The sequence below is a fragment of the Cellulomonas xylanilytica genome (genome assembly GCF_007989805.1).
GTDB classification, from domain to species: domain Bacteria; phylum Actinomycetota; class Actinomycetes; order Actinomycetales; family Cellulomonadaceae; genus Cellulomonas; species Cellulomonas xylanilytica.
In genome coordinates this window covers 145,980-166,616 of the sequence record NZ_BJUB01000006.1, presented here as the reverse complement: position 1 = coordinate 166,616, position 20,637 = coordinate 145,980, and the positions used below count along the sequence as shown (strand labels likewise).

Below are 20,637 nucleotides of genomic sequence, written 5' to 3'. Positions count from 1 at the left end.
GGGTCCGCGTCGGACCCGCCGGCCCGACAGGGCACCATCTTGGTGCACGCCGGTGCAGCCCGACGCCGTCGTCGGGTGTGACCCGCACAACCACTAGGCTCGCCGCTGTGCCGCTCGACATCTTCATCCCGTACTGGGGCGACCCCGACCTCCTCGAGACCACCGTCCACAGCGTCCTCGCGCAGGACAGCGACGACTGGCTGCTGACGGTCGTCGACGACGCCTACCCCGACCCGCGGCCGCAGGCCTTCGTCGAGGGGATCGCCGACGAGCGCGTCCGGTACGTGCGGCACGAGTCGAACGTCGGCATCACCGAGAACTACCGGTCGTGCGTCGCGATGGCCACCGAGGAGCACGTCGTCCTGCTGGGCTGCGACGACGTCCTGCTGCCGAGCTACGTGCGCACCGTCCTGGCGGCGCACGCCCGGGTCCCCGAGGCCTCCGTGGTGCAGCCGGGGGTCCAGGTCATCGACGCCGACGGCACGGTCGTGCGCCCGCTGGGCGACGTCGTGAAGGACCGGCTGCGCGCCCGGGCGACCCGGCACGGGCGCCTGCTGCGGGGCGAGGCGCTCGCGGCGAGCCTCCTGCAGGCCGACTGGCTCTACTGGCCGTCCCTGTCGTTCCGCCGCGACGCCCTCACCAGCGTGCCGTTCCGCGACGGGATGCCGATCATCCAGGACCTGGCGATCATCGTGGACCTCGTGCTCGCGGGCGGTTCCGTGCTCGTCGAGCCACGCACCTGCTTCCAGTACCGGCGGCACGCGTCCAGCGCGTCGTCGGCGAAGGCGTTCGACGGCTCACGGTTCGCGGGGGAGCGGGACTACTTCGCGCTCGCAGCGGGGCTCGCGGACGCGCAGGGCTGGCACCGGGCGGCTCGAGCAGCCCGCTGGCACGTCACGTCGCGCTTGCACGCGCTCACGCTGGCACCCGCCGCGGTGCGGGCACGCGGGCTCTCGGGCGTCGGCCCGCTCGTGCGCCACGCGGTCGTGCCGCTGCGGCAGGCCTGACCCCGCCGTCCGTCAGAAGAAGCGCACGAGCTGCACGGCGAACAGGGCGACGAACACCGAGGCGCAGATCGCCAGGACGCGCGGCGTGCCGGCGTCGACCCGCGCCCGCAGGGTCCGGTACATGCGCATGTCGAGCCAGCCGAGCGGCATCGACAGCAGCAGGGCCACCACGACCGCGAGGAGGAACGAGCGGCGGGGACTGAGCAGCGGGAAGACCGCGTACACGGTCCGGATCACCGGGACGTGGACCAGGTACAGGGCATAGCTGTAGTTGCCCAGGTGGTTGCCCAGGCGGCCCAGGGTGGTGTCCCCGAACAGCGTCCGCCACCCCGTGAACCGCACGAGGCTCAGCACCACGAGGGCGGCGCCGAACCCCAGACCCCACCGGCTCCAGGTGACGTTGATGCTCGAGCCCAGCTGCCACGTGGCCGTGCCGAGGATCAGCGCGAGGACCGGGTGCGGTGACCAGCGTGTGACGACGAGCGGCAGCAGCATGCCGAACGCGAACGCGGTGTTGAGCGCGATGAACGGCAGCTGGTGCGCCGGGAACACGTTGACCGCGGGGTTGTCGGGCCGCAGGACGTTGTGGATCAGGATCAGCCCGAGCCAGCCGATGAGCGCGGACGCGGCGGACTTCTGCAGCTTCAACGCGATGAGGACCGCGACGAAGATGTAGAAGACGATCTCGAGGACGAGCGTCCACTCGACCCCGAGCGCGTAGCTCGAGCCACCGTAGGGCAGGAGCAGCAGGGCGTTGACGTCGAGCGGGGGCTTGATCGGGGACCAGACCCCGGCGAGGACGACCAGGCCGACGATGACGAAGTAGATGGGGTAGAGCCGCACCACGCGGTGCAGCAGGAACCTGCTCGCGTCGTAGCGCATCATCATGACGCTCATGAGGTAGCCCGACAGCGCGAAGAAGACCGCGACGCCCACGGCCCCGAGCCACGACGGGACGACGCTGACGGCCCACTGGTCGCCCCGCATGATGCTCAGGTAGGCGGCACCGTGGTACAGCAGGACGGCGAACGCGGCAGCGAAGCGCAGCCACTGCAGGCTGTTGATACGACCGGCTGACCCCGCCACCGCGCGTGCTCCTTCATCCTGGGACGACGCGATGCCGGGCCGCCGGTCTGTTGCCAAGCAGAACCGTAGTTCACCGCCGGACGGGCCGTGAACGGCCGTGGGACCCGGTGCCGGCCAGAGGCCGGGACCGGGTCCCACGGGTGGTGTCAGATCGTCAGCTGGCGACGCGCAGGAAGAACGCGGTGCCCTCGTACGTGTAGCCCGGGAGCCCCTTGACGGCCTCGACCTCGGCGGGGTTCGCCGAGTAGAAGTGCGTCCCGGAGGCGGGGCGGAAGAACCGGTGCATGGCAGACAGGCCCGTGCCCGGCGCGGCGGCGACGCGTCCGGCGACCCCGTCGAGCGAGTACTGCGGGTAGGTCAGGACGGCCTGGTACTCGGCGGGCGCCGAGGTGTAGAAGTGCGTGCCCGCGGAGGCGAGGAAGAAGCGGTTCAGGTCCTGCAGCGGCACCGTCGTGGACGTCGCCTGCGGGCCCTTGATGTACGCGACCAGACCCTCGTAGCGGTACTCGGGGAACCCGATGACCGTGTTCCGCTCACCGGCGGAGGTGGAGTAGAAGTGCGTCCCCGCGCTCGGCTTGTAGAAGCGGTAGAGGGGGAGCTCGTCGGAGGCGGGGGTGCTGTGGGTGTAGCCGACGATGATGTAGTACGCGTACAGCCCGGTCGCCGTCGCGGCGATGCCGATGCCGGAGTCGGTCAGCTCCGGGTCGATGGCGTCGTACCGCAGGTTCTCGACCGTGATCCAGTCGAGGAACTCCTGCATCTCGGCGGTGGTGCCACCCACGTAGGAGTACATGAGCTGCACGCCGCCGAGGCTGCCGGCGGGCACCTTCGACTCGATGTTGTCGTCGAGCTGGGGGTCCGTGCTGTTCGACTGGCTGTTCACCCACGTGGTGGCCAGGCTGTCCAGGGCTCCGTGGCGGATGACCGGGTTGACACCGGCGTAGTTGATCCGCGTGAGGTTCAGGTCACGGAACGTGGCCCACTCGGTGTCCGGGAAGGCCGGGCTGCTGAGCGCCGTGGCCCGCGCGACGGACTCGTCGGCGGGGGCGTCGGCGCCCTCGGTGGCCGGCACCGGCGCGATGGGCGCGCTGAGCTTCTGGAAGGAGCTCGTGTCGGGGCCGTCGACGGGGGCGGCGGCGGTCGAACCGGCGGTGGCGCCGGCGAGACTGACGACGAGGGCGAGGACCAGGGCAGGCCTGATCAGGGTGGTGCGAGCGCGCACGGGTCTTCCTCCTACGGTGGCGGTGCCGCGACGTGAGCCCACGGCGTGCTAACCGTAGAGGTCACAGCGGGTGTGACCAGGCGATTTTCGGTGATACGTCCGAAGTTCCGTGTCCTGATTTCACCCGGTCGTCGGGCCCGCCCGGTCAGCGGGCCCGACGGCTCAGCGGCGGACGCCGGGGACGGACGACTTGGCGAACCGGAAGCCGGCCTCCTCGACCGCGAACGGGATGATCCGCTCGAGCGCGTGGAGCATCGTCCCGTCGATGGGCAGCGGCTCCGGGGGGTACTCGTCCCACTGCAGCCGCGCGTCCAGGAGGTGCCGCAGCGCGCTGGTGCGCGCCCAGAACATGCCGCCCATCGGGAAGTCCAGGTGGGTGGTGAGCGCCTGGGTCATGCCGAGGCGCTTCGCCAGCCGCTCGCCGTCCTCGCGGTTGAGGTCCCAGTCGTTCAGGTGCGGGTCCTCGGGGGCCACGAGTCCCAGCTGGTCGTCGGTCGCGAAGGCCTCGCAGATGGTGTCCATCATCGGTGCGCGGCCGCCGATGAGGTTCTCCCACAGGAAGTTCCGCCAGCGGTCGGCGACGTCTCCCGCGACGTGCGGGCTGCGCTTGCCGTGCACGTGGAGCACCACGTCGTAGTCGTCGAGGACCTCGTGGCCCAGGCCGGTGAACAGGGGCGCCAGGTCACGCCCCCGGTTCTCGACGAGGTCGACCTGCCACCGGCTCACGCCGGCCCGCTCGAGCCTGCGCCGGAGGTCGATCTCCTTGTGCTCGGACGTCGTGCTCAGCCGGAGGTCGACCTGCTGGCGGTTGGTGCCCAGGCGTGCAAGGAGCTCGTCCACCAGCTCCGGGTAGTGGAAGTGCCCGTGCACGAGCACCTTCAGGTCCGTGGGGGCCGGCGACGTGGCGGGCCGGATGACCTGCCGGGACCACGGACCCTCGGGCCGCCCACGGCGCAGGAAGTCGACGAACGGGTCGCCGTCGCGCTCCTCGACGTACTCGGGGGACTGCTCGGCGTACACGAGCGGGTGGAAGCCCTCCGCCGGACGCCGGACGAGCAGGCCGGTGCGGGGCCGTGCGCGCGGTGCGGTGAGCCGCGAGCGGTGCACGTACTCGCGCAGGAGCGCCTGCGGCTCGTCGTCGTGCCGCGCGCCACCGTAGAGCTGCGCGTCGAACGCACCCGAGGCGGTGAGCGCGGCGATGTCGCTCTCCTCCTGCTCGTGCGCCGCGCGAGCGGCGTGGCCGAGCTCCGCCAGGCGGGCGGTGTAGCCGGCCATGTCGAACGCCGGGACGGCGGCCTGCCGCAGCTGGTCCCCGTAGGTCAGCCTGCTCGCCGGGTCGTCCGCGAGCCGACGGATCGTCGCCGCGGCCGAGGCCGTGTCGAGGTGGGGGACGACGAGCTCGCGCAGCGCGTCGTCCCGGCTGAGCCACTCCGCGAAGCCGCTGGCGCCGTCGAAGGCGACGATCGGGGTGCCCGAGAGCGCGGCGTCGATCGTCACGTTCGGGAGCGGGTCGAGGCGCGAGGACAGGAAGAACAGGTCGGCGCGCTCGTACAGGGGCGTCAGGTCCGACGTCGGCGCGAGGAAGGTCACGACGTCGCCCGCGCCGCTGCGCCGGACCTGCTCGTGCAGCTCGTCGACGTACCAGTTCAGCGACGGGATGCGGTCACCGATCCACGCGAAGTGCACCTCACGTGCACCCGGGGCGCGGCGGACCTGGTCGGCGGCCTGGACGAAGAACTCGACCCCCTTGCGGGGCGAGATCGTGCCGGCACCGACCACGAGGACGGTGTCGGGCTCGAGCGTCGCCAGCAGGTCGCTCAGCGCGTGCTCCGGCAGCTCGGTCTCGGCGCCGTCGGACCCGAGGCGCAGCGCCCGGGGGGCGCGTTCGGTGTCGCTCCCGGCGGGGAGGATCGACTGCCCCTGCGGGATGACGTGGTGCGGCCGGGCCAGCAGGTCGGCGTACTCGCGCCGCATCGACTCGGCGACGATCGGCGCGGAGAACACGACCTCGGACACGCTGGCGAACAGCCCCGCCAGCACGCCCTCCGGTCGCATGCTCGAGGGGAACTCGTGCACCAGGGCCACGACGGGGACGCCGGTGGCCTCGAGCGCGGGCGAGAGCGGGTGCGTCGCGGCGGAGTTCGCCAGCGCCCAGGCCGGCGCGAACCGCTCGGCCAGCTGCTCGGCCAGGATCCGCGCCTCCGTCGGGTGCCACGGGTCCGAGTCGACGAGCGTCACGGTCGCCGCGGCGGCGCGCTCGAGCTCGTGGGACAGGTCCCCGCCCTGCAGCAGCACCACGATGACGTCGTGCTGCTCGGAGAACGAGTTCACCAGGTTCCAGCCCAGCACCGGGGCGCCGGTGCGCGTCGCCTCGTGCAGGAGGAGCAGCATCCGCTCGCGCCCCGGCACGAAGCCGTTCTCGGTCACCCGAGCGCCGTCGAGGAGCGAGCGGCCCCGGCGTCCCTCCGCGCGTCCGAACGCCGCGAAGTGGCTGCGCAGCTCGGCGTCGTCGAGGTGCTGGAGGTCGTCGTTGCGGCGACGGTAGTAGGCGACGTCCGGCTCGTGCGCCGCTGCGTCCGGGACGGTGGTCGACGGGCCGGCGCCGCGGGGACGCGGCCGGCGGTCGGTTGCACCCGGCCTGGACTGGCGTTCGGACGGCTGCCCACCGACGACACCCGCCGACTCGGTGCCCGACGGGGCGGCCGGGGAGGGCCCCAGCCGCTTCAGGGCCCGGCGCACCCGTCCGGCGCGCCCGCGTGCCGCCCGCAGCGGGCGCGTGACGCGCCACGAGACGGTGTGGACGTACGCGTCGAGCTCGGCCCGGAGCGCCTCGGAGTCGCCGCGGGCGAGCGCGACGTCCCGGCCGGCGACGGCGAGCTCCGCCCGGAGCGCCTCGACGTCGCCACGGGCGTCGGCGACCTCGTCACGCAGGATCTCGGCGTCCCGTTCCAGCTGCCCGTTGACGTTCGCGAGGTTCGCCCGCACCTCGTGGGCGTGCGCGAGCTCGGTCGCCGTCACCTCGGCGAGACCGCGGAGCCTGTCGAGCTCCGTCCCGCGCACCTCGATCTCCGCGCGCAGCTCGGCCTCGACGCCCGGCGCCAGCCGTGCACCGTGCACGTCCTGCGGTGACGCCACCTGCAGCGGCGCCCCCAGGGCCTCGTCGACGTCCGCCCGGACGGCGGCGCCCTGCACGTCGGACTGGAAGGACAGCTCGCGCTGCCAGTACTCCGCGAGCCGCGGCTGGTCGAGCGGGTACCCCTGCGCCGCCGCGACGTCGCGGATCAGCTCCCCGACGGTCGGTACGGCTCCGAGGGGCGGAGCGACCGGGCCGAGCGCCGCGATGCTGTCGTAGAGGGCGCGGAACAGCACCTGACCGAAGGTCAGGGGCGTCAGGACGCGCCACTCGAGATCGATGAACCGGTCCGTCCCGCGCAGCAGGTTGCGCGGCAGCGCGTCGAGCAGCTCGCCCGGCACCACGGCGTCGAGGTCGGTCGTCGTCCCGGGGAGCCCGGCGTGCGTCCGGAACGCGTCGAGCCAACGTCCGAACCACTCGCCGACCTGGGCCGACGTCCAGCCCGGACGGGCCACCAGGTCGGCCAGGTCGGCGGTCCAGGGCGGGGCCGGTGCGTACGGCTCGTCCTCGAACACGATCTGCACGTCGCCGACCGTGTCGACGAGGTCCGGGTCCGCGCGCCGGCGCACCACGTCGATCCGGCCGTCGGTGCTGACGAACTCGGTGACCTTGCGGAACTCCGGCCGTCGCGCGCCCGACCCGTAGTACCAGACGAGCGCCGTGGGCTCGGCGACGGGCGCCGCCGAGGCGCGCACGAGGAACGAGTTGGACAGGTCGGCGACGAGGTCGTTGCGGTGGACGGGCCCCCACGCACGACGCAGGTCGAACGAGGTCGTCTCGGGCTCCTGGTGGTCACCGCCTCCCGTCGCGACGATCAGCGGCGTCGCGTCGAAGCCGGAGGCCGGGTCGAGCGCGCCCTCCGAGACCACCGTCGTGGGCAGCTTGTAGTCGGGGAAGGGGAACAGCCACTGCTGCTCCTCGAGGCCGGCGGCCCGCAGCCGAGCGCCGAGCTCGGTGCGGCCGAACGTCACGGCCGTCGTCGGTCCGTACCGGTCCTCGACCCCCACCATGGCCTGCCCGAGGTGGTCCTCGGGGAAGCCGGCGAAGTACTTCAGCCCGAGCTGGTTCTCGATCGCCACGACGAGCTCGCCGTCGGGCAGGAGCAGCTGGGCGACGTGCTCGAGCATGACGTCGACGGGGTCCTGGTCCGTGGCGTCGAACCCGAAGCTGCGGGCGTACTCCAGCACGCCGACCATGACCACGGTCGCGAAGCGTGCCGGGTGGCCGAAGCTCTGGACGGTGTCGGCGACGACCTGCACGTTCGGCAGGTCCCGGCACCGGTCGGCGGCCACCGCCGCCCGGCGGGGCGAGCCCTCGACGGCGACGACCTCCAGGCCGCGCTCACCGAGCACCCGTGTGATCGCGCCCGTCCCGGCGCCGAGCTCGAGCACCGGTCCGCGCAGGGTGTCCAGCAGGGGACGCACGAGGTTCCCGCGCTGGTGGCTCAGGTGGTACAGCGACGGCCAGTCCCGGATCCCGGCCTCCAGCTCGCGCGAGCCGCTGCTGGTGTCCGTCGCGGACCGCACGACGTCGGCGACCCAGGTCTCGTGCTCGTCGCCGTCGTTGTACGCGAAGTCGGAGGCGCCGGTCGGTGCCCACAGGCCGGAGCGGGCGGTGCGCTGGTACCCGAGAGCTGCGAGATCGAGAGTCACGATGCGCCTCCGAGCGTGGGCGCGGACCGCAGGGGCGCCCCGGGCGCGTCGCCGCCGGCGCTCGCGATCGGGTCCGCGGTGACCGACGTCCACGTCTGGCGGATGCCGTCGTGCAGCGAGGTGCCGGCCACCCACCCGAGCGTCAGCTCGGACGCCGTGCAATCGAGCCAGGTGGATCGACCGTCGAACTCGCGCACCGGGTGGTGGCGGACCTCGACGGCGTCGGGACCGACGACGTCGCGGATCACGTCGAGCAGCGCGCCGAGGCTGGTCGGCCGTCCCGAGCCCACGTTGAGGACGTCGTGGGCGGGGTCGGTGACCTCGACCGCACGGACGACGGCGTCCGCCACGTCGTCGACGTGCACGTAGTCGCGAGCCGCGCGCAGGTCGCCGAAGACGTGCAGCGGCTGGCCCGCAGCGGTGGCGTGCAGCCAGTGGCTGATGACGCCCTGGCCCGGGGCCACCGGCTGGCCGGGTCCGTACGCGTTGGCCACCCGCAGCACGATCGAGCCGGGTGCGGTGCGGACGAGCTCCTGCTCGAGGAGCAGCTTGGCCTGGCCGTAGGCGCTGTCCGGTCCGACCGGCGACGACTCCGCGTACGGCGGCTCGACGCTCTGGTCGTACACGGTGCCGCCCGAGCTGAGCAGGACCATGCGGGGGCGCGAGGGAGCCTGGGCGAGGAGCCCGAGGAAGCTGGTGAAGGCGTCGATGTCCAGCGCGACGCGGTCGGGGTCGTGCTCGGCGATCATCGGGTTGATGCTCGACGCGGCCCAGACGACGTGGTCCGAGGTCAGGATGCGCTCGTCGACGCCCTGTGGTCCCATTGCCGGGCAGGAGCGGTCGAAGGTGTGCACGGTGTGACCGCGCTGAGCGAGCGCGCGCGCGACGTGGGACCCGATGAACCCGCGCGCCCCGATGACGCTCACGTCGAGCTGACGGGTGCGCGGAGCAACCGTTGCCGGTGCGGACGCCCCCCCAGGGGATGGCGTCAGCGGGATCGGATCGAGTCGTCGCGTCTGCACGGCTGTCATCATGCCGCATCGTCGGCCATGACTCGGCCGTCCTGCGTTCATCGTGCAGCCTCGTCGTCGGGGCGGCCCGCTCGCCGGCGCCGGGTTCGCCGGACCACGAGCCCGGCGGCGGACACGGCGACGACCAGCAGGGATGCGGTCGTGACGAGGGCACCGACGCGCAGGCCGGGGGGCACGTAGGTCAGGACCACGCGGTGGTCCCCGCCGCCGAGGGGGACCGCCCACATCGCGTGGTCGGCACGGACGGGGGTGACCCGCACGCCGTCGACCGCCACCACCCAGCCGGGCCGCAGGGCGTCGGCGACCACCGCGTAGCCCGGTCCGTCCGACGTGACCCGCAGGGCGATGGTGTCGCCGTCGTCGCCCTCCACGGTGATGCTCCCGGTGGCTGCCGGATCGGTCTCCCGCAGGTCGGCGCGGTCGTCGAGCAGCACCGTGTCCGGTGCCACCGACCCGCCGGCGAGCAGCGCGACGCGCCGGTCCGCGTCGGGGACGACCTGGGCGCGCGACGCCCAGCGGAACCGTGGCATCGCCGTGTCGCGCTGGTAGACGGTCGCGTCGCCGGTGTGCACGACGGTCGCGCCGTCGTCCGCGACGACGGCCACCACGACCCATCGGCCCTCCTCGTCCGTCGGCAGGACGAGGTCGACGTCCTCGAGGGCTTCGACCCGGAGCCGGAAGGGGCCGTCCCCGGCGGGGGTCGTCAGGGCGACCCACACGCTGACCGGCTCGGGCGTCCCGGCGACCTCGCCGACCGTCGACGACACCACCTGCCCCGACGCGTCGAGCAGCGAGACCCGCAGGTGCACGGTGCCCGGCGCGTCGATGCCCTCGGGGAGGTCGATGCGGGCGCCGCGCACGACACCGGCGACGGGTGCGGCCGTCGCGCGCGACCCGGCCCGGGTCGTCGCCAGCGAGCTCAGGCTGCCCGTGGGGACGTACCGGCCGGCGACCGGCTCGTCGGGGGCGACGACCATGAACCGGGTGGCGGTCCGGTCCAGGACGGGCGAGGCCAGGGCGGCCAGGCTCATCGTGGAGTACGTGTAGGTGCGCATGGCCTCGGGGTCGGCCGCCTCCAGCAGGTCCCGCCACTGCTCGGTGTGGAACGCGTGCCCCGTCGTCGAGCGCAGCTCGTAGGCGGTGCTGCTGCCGGGGAGCATCGTGAACCCCGTGCTCGTGAAGCGGTCCCCGTGCAGGTTCTCGGCGAGGAAGGCGTGCGTGGCGGTCGCGGGGTAGAACGACTCGACGGGGGACCGCGGCCACCAGGACCCGGCGACGGCGATCGCCTGACCGGCCAGCAGGACGGGCACGAGCAGGACGCCGGCGGTCGCGACGCGGCGGTGCCGGGCGGTCCGTGCGACGACCACGACCAGGACGCTGAGGGCGACCAGGACGACACCCACGACGAGGTCCTCGCGCGCGTCGGGCAGGGAGGCGCTGGGTGCGCTGTCGAGGGCCCGCACGACCGCCACGACCAGCGCCACGGTCACCACCAGGCCGACGGTGGCCAGGACCACCGTGCCGGGCGAGGGCCGGCGGGTCGCGGTGGCCGGCGCGGACGCGGCGTCGACCCGCGTGGCCGACAGCCTGTCCCGCACCTGGTCGAAGCCGTACGCCGCCGCGATGGCCAGCAGCAGGCCGACGACGAGGCGGAGCCGGCCGACGTAGCTGATGTCGAACCCCGGCAGCCTCTGGACGAGACCGAGGAGCACGCCGCCGTAGACGACCGCCACGCAGAGCGCGGCGCCCACGACCGAGAAGACGAGCACGGGCGTCACCCGGCGGCCGCGACGCGCGAACGCCGCGACGACGAGCACGAGCACGGTCGCGCCGACGAACGAGAACCGCTCCACCGGGTTGCGGGACCCTCCCCAGAAGGGGGAGTCGACCTCCCCGAGGATCCCCGGGGCGAACGCGGTCGCCAGCGCGGACCAGTCCAGGTGCATGGTGGGCGACTGGGAGCGCCGCTCGAGGCTGATGGACGACGTGGCGTTGAGCGCGAAGGGGACCAGCTGCCACGCGGCCAGGCCGACGCCCAGCAGCGCCCCGCTGGCCCCGATCGCCACGGACGTCAGCCACTCCCGCGCGGTCGCCCGCGCCCGCCACAACCGGACCACCGCGTACCCGACCGCCGTGTAGGCGGCGTAGGCCACGACCGCCGGGAACCCACCGAGCAGCATCGAGGCCAGGATCACGGCGACGAGCAGCGCGTCCCGCCAGCGACGGTCGGCCACCACGCGCTCGACCGCCCACAGGAGGAGCGGGACGAGCGCGGCGACGCGCGTCTGCGGCCACCCGGTCCACGCGATCATGAAGCCGGAGGAGACGAAGGCGAGCGCGCCGACGGCGCGGGCGGCGGGGCTGAGGCCCAGGCGGCGCAGCAGCAGCGCCATCCCGGTCGCCGCGACGGCGATCTCGACGAGCTTGACCACCCCGGGTGCGTACGTGTCGGGCAGCACCAGCCACGGCCACGCCATGGGGGAGAAGAACGAGGAGTCCGGCAGGGCCCCGAGCGGGCTGCCGCCGGCCACGTAGGGGTTCCACCACAGGATGTGGCCCGACAGGAGGGTGTGCTTGAGCAGCAGGATGCGGGGGGTGACGGAGTCGACCGTGTCGCCCGGCCACGGGTTGCGCACCGTCCCGTCGCCGTAGTCGTACGACTTCCACGGGGCCAGCTCGTTGACCAGGTCGGTGCCGCTGAAGACGGCGGTGCCGAGCAGGGCCGGCCCGACGCCGAGCAGCGCGAAGGCCACCACGGCGGCCCACGCGACGGCCGTCGTCGGGGACACGGTGTGCGCGGCGGCGAGCAGCGAGCGCGCGCGCCGGCGTCCGGTCGCGCGCGCGCGCTGGAACGCACCGACGGCCGGCCCGGCGGTGCGTCCCGGCTCAGGCGTCATCGCGCAGGTCGACCAGGTCGAGGCGACAGCTCTCCACGACGGCGCCCAGGGTGTCCGAGCAGGTGACGTCCGACGTCGTCGACCAGACCGTCTCGCCGAGGGCCGTCAGGTCCGGTGGCTCCACGCCGGCGGGGCTGAACATGACGTAGTAGTCGATCTCCGCGTCGTCCAGCCGCGCGCGGAACGACGGGTCGGCGACGTCGTAGCCCTGCTCGGCGCGCCCGTACACCTGCCCGTGCAGGTAGAACGCGAGGCGGAGCGTCGCGCGGTAGTTGCTGCCCACGATCCGGCTGCCCGGCTCGACGATCCCCGCGAGGTCGTCGGCCACCTCCTCGAGCGCGGGCGGGCGTGCCTCCTGGGCGAGGTACCCGAGACCCGCCGTGGTGTCCGCGACGCTGAACGGCTCGCTGCGACCAGCGCCGTGCTGCCACAGCACGGTCAGCGGCAGGACCGCGACGACGGCCCCGGCGACCACGCGTCGCCACCGGCTGCCCGTCCCCACGAAGCGGGTCCACAGGTAGGGCAGCGCGACGCACGCGGCGAGAGCCGAGAGCGTGAGCAGCGGCCAGTAGTAGCGGGCGTTGCCGCCGGCCCGTGCCGCCGTGGTGACCCCGGCGTACCCGAGGAAGTACACCCAGAAGGTGACGGTCAGCACCACGAGTGGCGGGCGCAGCGACCCGCCCCCGCGCCGCAGGACGAGCGTCGCGGTGCACGCGAGCATCGTTACGACGGCCCACGGCGCGATCGAGCGGATCTTCTCCAGGTAGTGCGGCATCGCGAGGAGGCGCTGCTCCGCGTAGTAGCGCACCCGGGAGGCGAGCGGCTCGTCGACCTCGTCCCTGTCACCGCCGACCTGGAACGTCCGGTCCTCACCGAAGGAGACCGCGCGGTCGTTGGGCGGCGCCCACAGGGGAGCGTCGACGACGGCGGGTGCACCTGCCTGTGCCGGGTCGAACTTGGCCGTCATGTTCACGGAGAACGACGAGCCGATCGTCGGCTCGCCGTACTTCCAGGTCAGGGCCGCGACCCACGGCGCGGACAGGGCCAGGGCGACGACGAGCGCGACGCCCGTCGCCGCGAGCACGCGCCGACGGGCCGCCGCGTCGGGTCCCGCCAGCAGCCGGACCACCAGGCAGATCCCGACGGTGGCGAGGATGACCGGGACGAGGAACAGCTTCGTGACGTACCCGGCCGCGCACACCGCGCCGAGCACCGCGGCGGCGAGCCGGACCCCCCGGCCCGCGGTGAGCGCGTCGTCGAGCCGGTGGAGCGCGTAGACGAAGCAGGTGGTCCAGGAGACGACGAGGACGTCCGGCGTCAAGGAGTGGACGCTCCCGGCGTAGAAGACGGTGGCGACGAGGGCGAACAGGGCCGTCGCCACGGTGTGCCGCCGGGTGACCCGCCAGACGAACGCCGCACCGACCACGGTGCCGAGGACCGCGGCCACGGCCGACACCACGGTGACCGCGGTGAGGTCGCCGACGCCGGCGAGCAGCAGCGGAGCGGCGAGCCAGCTGATGAGGGGCGACCAGTACGCGTTGACGGCGTCGTGCAGGTGGCCGCCCGCGTACTGGCGGGCGATCGAGATGTAGGAGATGCCGTCGATGTTGTTGAGGTCGTGCGCCGAGCGTGCGACCGCGAGCGCGAACAGCACGCAGCCGACGACGCACACCACGACGGTGGGCCACAGCCGCCCGCGGGCGGGCGCGTCCGGACGGGCGTCGTCGGCGGGCGCGTGGGCCTCGTCGACGACAGCGGGGGCGGTCACGACGGGGGTCCTGCCTGCGGTGCGGTCTGCACGGTCGCAGGCACCGGCTCGTCCCGGCGCGGGGCGCCCCGGCGCAGCAGGGTGGTCACCCCGAGGAACAGCACGTCCACCGCGATGCTCCACAGCCGGGTGAGCACCGTGATCACCACGGCCGTCTCGACGGGCATGAGCGCGCTGAGGAACAGCACCTGGATGCCCTCGCGCACACCGATCCCTCCGGGGGCGAAGAACGCGAGGAGGCTGACCGCCGAGGCGATGCTCGCGGCACCCACCACGTACGCGAGGTCGGACCACGGCAGGTCGGCGTAGACCGAGCGGGCGACCAGGAAGTACGACGCCCCGGTGAGCAGGGTGCCGAGGATGTACAGGCTCCCGCCGCTGAGCACCATCGACCACGTGGGCCTGTCGCCCGGGGGCATGGGCCGCTTGAGCACGAGGCGGTGGGCCAGGTTGAGCAGGCGGCTCAGCACCGGGGGAGCGAGCGCGACGAGGCACAGCACGGCCGCGACGACCGTCAGCTGGGTGGCCCGCGGGCCGATCGCGTCGAGGCGCGGGTCGACGACGAGCAGCGCGAGCCCCACGAGCAGGGTGGAGATGAGCTGCAGCGCGCCCTCGAGGACACCGGACACGGCGAGCTTCGAGCGCGCCACCCCGTGCTGCGCCGCGAAGTACACCTTGCCGAGGATCCAGGTCCCGGCGCCGAGGATGTACCGCCCCAGCCACGCCTTGGCGTACACGTGGCACAGCTCGCGCCAGTCCCGCCGCACGCCGTGCGCCCCGAGCCGGCGCAGCAGGTGCAGCCACACGCCGGCACCCCAGAACCGGTAGCCGAGCCCGAGCACGGTGGCACCGACCATCGGCAGGACGGCGAAGCGCAGCCCCTGCAGCTGCGACCAGTCGATCCGGACCAGGTACAGCGCCATGAACGCCGTCACCAGGACGGTGAAGCCCACCTGCACCCAGCGAGCGGTCCGCCCACCCGGCCGTGCGGCACTCACGACCGCTCCCGCGCCGGCGCCACGAACGGCGCGAGGAGGGCCGCGTGGTGGCGGCGGGCGAGCCGGTCCCAGGCGAAGTCCTGCGCGAGCTCGATGGCACGGCCGGCGAGCTGGTCGCGCTCGTCGTCGCCCATGCGGGCCACGCGCACGAGCGCCGCGCCGAGCTGCTCCGCGTCGCGCTCGTCGACGAGCAGACCCGTGCGGCCGTCGTCGAGGACGTCGTCCGCACCGCTCTGCCGGGTGGCGACGCACGGCAGGCCGTAGGACAGGCCCTCGATGAGGACGACGGGCAGACCCTCGACGTCACCGTCGGAGGCGACCACCGACGGGACGACCAGCGCGTCCGCCGCCCGGAAGCAGCGCTCCTTGTGCCGGCCGGACGCGTAGCCGGCGAACGTCACCCGGTCGGCGAGACCCAGGGCGCGTGCGTGGCCGACGAGCTCCTCGCGCAGCGGCCCGTCGCCCGCGACGACGAGGCGCCACGGTCCGAGGTCGTCGGACACGAGGCGCAGGGCGTCGAGCAGGTGGCGCAGCCCCTTCTTCTCCACCAGGCGTCCGACGAACAGGAGCACCAGCTCGTCGCCGATCCCGAGCGAGGTCCGCGCCTCCTTGCGCGCCCGGGCGTCCTGCGGCCGGTCCGGCAGGTCGGTGCCCATCGGGATGACGTGCACGGGCGGACCGACGCGGCCGGCGGGGTCGAAGTGCCGCAGCCGCGCCAGCGTCCGGGTGCTCACCGCCGAGACGGCCCGGGCACGGCGCAGCGTCGGGCGCACCACCAGCGGACCCGCGAGGGGCACCCGGCGCCAGACGTCGACGTCGGACGCGTGCGTGGTGAAGACGAACGGCACGCCCGTGAGCCGCGAGACCCACGCGGCGACGACGGCCTGCGGGGTGAACCAGTGGGCGTAGATGACGGACGGCCGCCGGCGACGCGTGAGCCGCAACGTGGCCACGAGCTCGCCGGCGAACAGCATCGGCACCACCAGGTACAGCCAGGGGTTGCCCCGGAGCGCCGGCATGATGCCGCGGCCAGCCAGCACCTCGGCCCGCCGCGGGAGCGCGTAGTGGAACCGCACCTCGTCGTACCCGGCGTGGCGGGTGAGCGACCGGGTGCGCGAGCGGCGGTCGTGCGGTGCGAGGACGCACACGTCGAGCTCGGGGAACTCGCTCGCCAGCGCACGGACCTGGTCGCGGACGAACCCGGGGACGGGGTCGTCGTCCGAGGCGGGGAAGGTGGAGGCGAGGACGAGCACGCAGGGCCGCTGGGTGCGGCCGTCCTCAGGCTGCGCCACGGGTCCGCTCGGCGAAGAGGGACCTGTCCGTGTCCGTCAGTGCGCGCGAGTTGACGTGGGTGAGCCGGCCCGTGCCGCGCAGCAGCGTCTCGATCACGTCGAGCTCGAGCTCGGTGAACGCAGCGACGAACCGGGCGTCGTGGTCGACGAGGTCGCGCAGGCTGTCGTTGAGGTCCGCCGACTCGGCGATCGACGCCGCCAGGCTGCGCGCGTTGTCGTCGGTCACGTCGACCGTGGCGAAGGCAGGACCCTCCTTGCGGAGGAACGCGATGCCGCCGACGGGGGCCGTCTCGCCGAAGACGCCGTCCTCGAAGATCTCGTCGGCGTGGATGCGCGTCGAGATGAGGAACTCGGTACGCATCACGCGCTCGAGGACGAAGCGCAGCACGTTCTTGGCGTAGACCGCGACGCGGTACCGCAGCGGGATGCGGGCGCCCGTGAGCGAGCGGACGTTGTAGGTGAAGATGTGCAGCGGCCGCGGGTACGGGTGCACCGTCAGGTCCGCCGTGTCGACCAGCAGCAGGTCGTCGCCCAGGAAGCGGAAGCCCTTGTCGAGCAGGGCGATGCTGAGGGTCGTCTTGCCCGTCCCGCCGTACGCCGGCAGCAGCGTCGCCTCGCCGTCCTTGGTGACGCCCGCGGCGTGCATGAGCAGGACGCCCTGCTGCAGCAGCTTGTAGTACATGACCGGCTCGAGCACCTGCGCCTGCAGGTAGACGCCGATGGCGTTCATGTAGACGCGGTCGATCCAGTGCCGCGCGAAGTAGATGGTGACGTCGTCGGTGTCGATGCCGCGCACGAGGGTGCGGTAGAGGAACAGGCCCTTGAACCGGGTCTCGTGCACGATGTCGTCCGGGCGCTGCTGCGGCAGGCGGTCGACGATCTCGGTGCGGATCGTGGCGCGCGGCGCCGAGCTCCCCGCACGGGCGATGCGCACGTACTCGTTGTCGAAGTACCTCTTCCACCCGCGGTGGTCGGTGACCAGCTCCACGGTCAGGAAGCCGTAGAAGTTGTACGAGGTCACGACGATCTTCCCACCTGTTCAGTGCGGTACGTGGAGGCCACCGCCGGCCCGACCCGTCCCGGACCCACGCCGGTGGCGTGCGGTGGGCGCAGGACGTCGAACGCGCCTTCCGTTCTGGCGTGGTCTCCCGGCGATATGCTGCGGAGTTTAGCAGCGAGACTTTTGCGCCCAGCACGCGTGGGCCGGAGAGGGTAGGCGCTCTCGTAGAATTGCGGAACCCCCCCTCCAGCCCAGGACGTGACGTGAAGGTCTTCATCCAGATTCCGTGTCTCAACGAGGAGACGACGCTGCCCGCGGTGCTGAGCTCCGTGCCGCGCAGCATCGCGGGGGTGGAGACCGAGATCCTCGTGATCGACGACGGCTCGACCGACGCGACCGTCGAGGTCGCCCGCGCGCACGGCGTGCACCACTTCGTGCGGCACACCCGCACGATGGGTCTGGCCCGGTCGTTCCGCGACGGTGTGCACTACGCGCTCGCGCACGGCGCCGACGTCGTCGTCAACACCGACGGGGACAACCAGTACCCGCAGGACCGGATCCCGGACCTGGTCGCCCCGATCCTCGCAGGCGAGGCCGACATCGTGATCGCGGACCGGCAGACCGCGACGATCGCCGAGTTCTCCGCGTTCAAGAAGCTGATGCAGCGCGTCGGCAGCGCCGTCGTCAACGGCGCGGCGGACACCGACCTCCCGGACGCGGCCAGCGGCTTCCGTGCCTACTCGCGCCCGGCGCTCATCCGGCTGAACGTCGTCACGGAGTTCAGCTACTGCATGGAGACGATCATCCAGGCGGGGCACAAGCGCCTCAAGATCGCCAGCATCCCCGTCACGACCAACGCGAAGACGCGCGAGTCACGGCTGTTCACCAGCAACGCGCAGCACATGCGCAAGTCGGCCGCCGCCATCACGCGCAGCTACCTCATGTTCAAGCCGCAGGCCGTCTTCGCCTCGTTGACGGCGCTGTTCGCCGTCCTCGCGCTGGTGCCGATGGTGCGGTTCCTCATCCTGTGGGCCGCGAACGGCGAGGCCGCAGGCAACGTCCAGTCGCTGATCTTCGGCGCGATCATGTCCGTCGCCGCACTGCTCGCGCTCGCGCTCGGCGTGCTGTCGGAGCTGCAGCGCACCAACCGCATCCTGCTCGAGGAGCAGCTCGAGCGGATCAAGGAGCTGCAGTACCGCCGGGACCCCAGCGCCACGCCCTCGTGGGAGAGCTGGTCGACGGAGGCCGCTCGCGAGATCGAGGAGATCGACCACGTGTAGCGGCCTCCGGGCTCAGTCCTCGGACTCGAGCAGGCCCAGCAGGTAGGTGCCGTACCCGGACTTGACCAGCTTGTCCGCGCGCTCCCGGAGCTCGTCGTCCGAGAGGAACCCCCGGCGCCACGCGACCTCCTCCGGGGAACCGATCTTGAGGCCCTGGCGGTGCTCGATGGTCCGCACGTAGTCGGAGGCCTCGAGCAGCGAGTCGAAGGTGCCGGTGTCCAGCCACGCCGTGCCGCGGGGCAGGACCTCGACCTGCAGGCGGCCCTGCTCGAGGTAGATCCGGTTGACGTCGGTGATCTCGTACTCCCCGCGCGCGGAGGGCTCGAGGTCCCGGGCGATGGCGACGACGTCGTTGTCGTAGAAGTACAGCCCGGGGACCGCGTAGTTGGAGCGGGGGTGCGCGGGCTTCTCCTCGAGGGACAGCGCGCGGCCCGACTCGTCGAACTCGACCACGCCGTACGCCGTCGGGTCCGCGACCCGGTAGGCGAAGACGGCACCGCCGTCGAGGTGCTCGAACCGCTGCAGCCGGGCGCCGAGGCCCGGCCCGTAGAAGATGTTGTCGCCGAGGACCAGGGCGGCGGGCTCCGTGCCCACGAAGTCGGCACCGAGCACGAACGCCTGCGCGAGCCCGTTCGGCTCGGCCTGCACCGTGTACGAGATCGAGATGCCGAACTGCGATCCGTCGCCCAGCAGCCGCTGGAACTGCTCCGCGTCGTGCGGGGTCGTGATGACCAGCACGTCGCGGATGCCCGCGAGGATCAGCGTCGACAGCGGGTAGTAGATCATCGGCTTGTCGTACACCGGGACGAGCTGCTTGCTGACGCCGAGGGTGATCGGGTTGAGCCGGGTGCCGGAGCCGCCGGCCAGAATAATCCCACGCATGTGCGACAGTCTGCCGCACCCGGGGCGGTGGATCGGACACCGCGTGCTCCGGTGCGACCGGAGCTCACGCCTCAGGCCGACTGGGTCGCCTGCACGCGGGCACCGTCGGGGGTGCCGCTGCCGGTCGCCGCGGGCACCTCGGGGGCGACGACGGCGGCGGGCACGGCCCGCGGTGCGACGCGTCCTCGCGCCCGACGCATGATCGGCCGCTCGACCAGCAACCAGCTCGCGACGGCGAGCGGGACGGTCGCCACGGCTGCCAGCAGGTCGTACGCGACCAGCCCGAGATGGTGCGCACCGGCCATCGCGAGGAGCTGCTGGACGGGGAACGCGTAGATGTAGATGCCGTACGACACGTCGTGCCGGCGCAGCAGACCCGGCATCGGCAGGACGGCGCCGAGCCACAGCACGACGTACGCGACGAGTGGCGCCGCGAGCTGGACGCCGAACCCCGGCACGCCGAGCACCAGGGCCGCCCCGAGCAGGGTGCTCAGCACCGCGAGCGGCCAGGTGAGGACGACCCGCTCGCGTAGGACGTAGAGCAGGCCACCTGCCAGGAAGAAGGGCAGCAGCTTGAGCATGAACGGGACGTCGGCGTGGTTGCCGGCATAGCCGAGCACCCGTGCGCTCTGCGCCTGGAGCGCCACGCTCACGACGAACGCCGCGGCCAGCGGCCAGGCGGAGCGGCGGAAGATCGCGACGCTGCCCAGCACGGCGACGACCAGGTAGCACGCGAACTCGTAGTACAGGCTCCACAGCGACCCGTCCCACGCGCCCGGGTACGGCACGCCCGTGGGCGTGCCGGCGACGTCGTAGGCGTTCATGCGCAGCGTGATGTTCGACAGCACGTAGCCGACGGGGGTCGTCGGGGTGCTGAAGAAGCCGTCGAGCGAGCCGTGCGTCCACAGCCAGTTGACCGGCGCGAACACGAAGGCGGTGACCACGAGGCAGACGAGGAACGCCGGGAAGATGCGGGCGACCCGGTGCACCAGGTACTCGCCGATCGGCTTGGTCCACCGGCTGCCGGTGATGAGGTACCCGGAGATGGCGAAGAACCCGAAGACCGCCCAGCCACCGATGTTCTCCCCGCGCAGCTGCGGCCCGGTGCCCGCGCCCGCCAGGTACCAGCCGTGCGCGACCAGGACCGCGTACGCGAAGACGAGACGCAGCAGGTTCAGGCTGTTGTGCCGAGGGTCGAACCGAGCCTCGCCCCAGTGCACGAGCGTGTGGCTCCTGCTGCGGGAGGTGCCCTGCGGCAGCACCGCGCCCGGTGCGTCCAGCGGGGACGCCGCGCTCACCGGAGGGCTCCGGACGGCGACGGGACGGTGGTGCGCATGGGACGACAGTGTGCCGCACCGGTGCCGCCGTCCAGGAACGCCGAGGCCGCGC

General features: G+C 72.9%; 13 protein-coding genes. 2 read left to right on the top strand and 11 right to left on the bottom strand.

Annotation, left to right across the window (positions count from 1 at the left end):
• Positions 1-107 precede the first annotated feature (107 nt).
• Positions 108-1,007 (top strand): glycosyltransferase, encoded by a 900-nt coding sequence (locus tag CXY01_RS10825; RefSeq protein WP_146927434.1) that lies wholly within the window; start codon positions 108-110, stop codon positions 1,005-1,007.
• 12 nt (positions 1,008-1,019) lie between these two features.
• Here the strand turns inward: CXY01_RS10825 and CXY01_RS10820 are convergent, their stop codons facing one another.
• The 9 genes from CXY01_RS10820 to CXY01_RS10790 form a co-directional block, all read right to left on the bottom strand.
• On the bottom strand, positions 1,020-2,093 hold the full coding sequence (locus CXY01_RS10820; protein ID WP_186813374.1) for an acyltransferase family protein: 1,074 nt from the start codon (positions 2,091-2,093) through the stop codon (positions 1,020-1,022).
• 154 nt (positions 2,094-2,247) lie between these two features.
• Positions 2,248-3,315: a hypothetical protein gene (locus CXY01_RS20850; RefSeq protein ID WP_186813373.1), complete on the bottom strand. Its 1,068-nt coding sequence runs from the start codon at positions 3,313-3,315 to the stop codon at positions 2,248-2,250.
• Between the two features lie 162 nt (positions 3,316-3,477).
• Positions 3,478-8,100: a rhamnan synthesis F family protein gene (locus CXY01_RS10815; protein WP_186813372.1), complete on the bottom strand. Its 4,623-nt coding sequence runs from the start codon at positions 8,098-8,100 to the stop codon at positions 3,478-3,480.
• On the bottom strand, positions 8,097-9,026 hold the full coding sequence (locus CXY01_RS21190) for an NAD-dependent epimerase/dehydratase family protein (protein WP_186813371.1): 930 nt from the start codon (positions 9,024-9,026) through the stop codon (positions 8,097-8,099). Before CXY01_RS21190 ends, CXY01_RS10815 begins: the two co-directional genes overlap by 4 nt.
• 143 nt (positions 9,027-9,169) lie before the next feature.
• On the bottom strand, positions 9,170-12,028 hold the full coding sequence (locus CXY01_RS10810; protein WP_146927431.1) for a DUF6044 family protein: 2,859 nt from the start codon (positions 12,026-12,028) through the stop codon (positions 9,170-9,172).
• The gene (locus tag CXY01_RS10805) at positions 12,018-13,796 is read right to left on the bottom strand and encodes an ArnT family glycosyltransferase (RefSeq protein ID WP_146927430.1); all 1,779 of its coding nucleotides are present in this window, start codon (positions 13,794-13,796) and stop codon (positions 12,018-12,020) included. The genes CXY01_RS10810 and CXY01_RS10805 overlap by 11 nt, the downstream gene beginning before the upstream one ends.
• A complete protein-coding gene (locus CXY01_RS10800) occupies positions 13,793-14,794 on the bottom strand; it encodes a lysylphosphatidylglycerol synthase domain-containing protein (protein WP_146927429.1) in 1,002 nt (333 codons plus the stop codon). The genes CXY01_RS10805 and CXY01_RS10800 overlap by 4 nt, the downstream gene beginning before the upstream one ends.
• Positions 14,791-16,086 (bottom strand): glycosyltransferase, encoded by a 1,296-nt coding sequence (locus CXY01_RS10795; protein WP_146927428.1) that lies wholly within the window; start codon positions 16,084-16,086, stop codon positions 14,791-14,793. The genes CXY01_RS10800 and CXY01_RS10795 overlap by 4 nt, the downstream gene beginning before the upstream one ends.
• Positions 16,073-17,107, bottom strand: coding sequence for a hypothetical protein (locus CXY01_RS10790; protein ID WP_146927427.1), 1,035 nt, complete (start codon positions 17,105-17,107; stop codon positions 16,073-16,075). The genes CXY01_RS10795 and CXY01_RS10790 overlap by 14 nt, the downstream gene beginning before the upstream one ends.
• 242 nt (positions 17,108-17,349) lie before the next feature.
• On the opposite strand from CXY01_RS10790, the gene CXY01_RS10785 reads away from it, so the two are divergent.
• Positions 17,350-18,366, top strand: a complete 1,017-nt coding sequence (locus CXY01_RS10785; RefSeq protein WP_146927426.1) for a glycosyltransferase family 2 protein — start codon at positions 17,350-17,352, stop codon at positions 18,364-18,366.
• A gap of 12 nt (positions 18,367-18,378) precedes the next feature.
• On the opposite strand, the gene rfbA is transcribed toward CXY01_RS10785, so the two are convergent.
• A complete protein-coding gene (rfbA, locus tag CXY01_RS10780; RefSeq protein ID WP_146927425.1) occupies positions 18,379-19,248 on the bottom strand; it encodes a glucose-1-phosphate thymidylyltransferase RfbA in 870 nt (289 codons plus the stop codon).
• A gap of 71 nt (positions 19,249-19,319) precedes the next feature.
• Entirely contained in the window at positions 19,320-20,546 is a 1,227-nt protein-coding gene (locus CXY01_RS10775) for an acyltransferase family protein (protein WP_222594530.1), read from the bottom strand.
• Between the last annotated feature and the right edge of the window lie 91 nt (positions 20,547-20,637).

What these genes read in the sequence shown, in the direction of transcription:
- rfbA (WP_146927425.1), bottom strand. Translation starts at nt 19,248, where the DNA reads ATGCGTGGGATTATTCTGGCCGGCGGCTCCGGCACCCGGCTCAACCCG.
- CXY01_RS10810 (WP_146927431.1), bottom strand. Translation starts at nt 12,028, where the DNA reads ATGACGCCTGAGCCGGGACGCACCGCCGGGCCGGCCGTCGGTGCGTTC.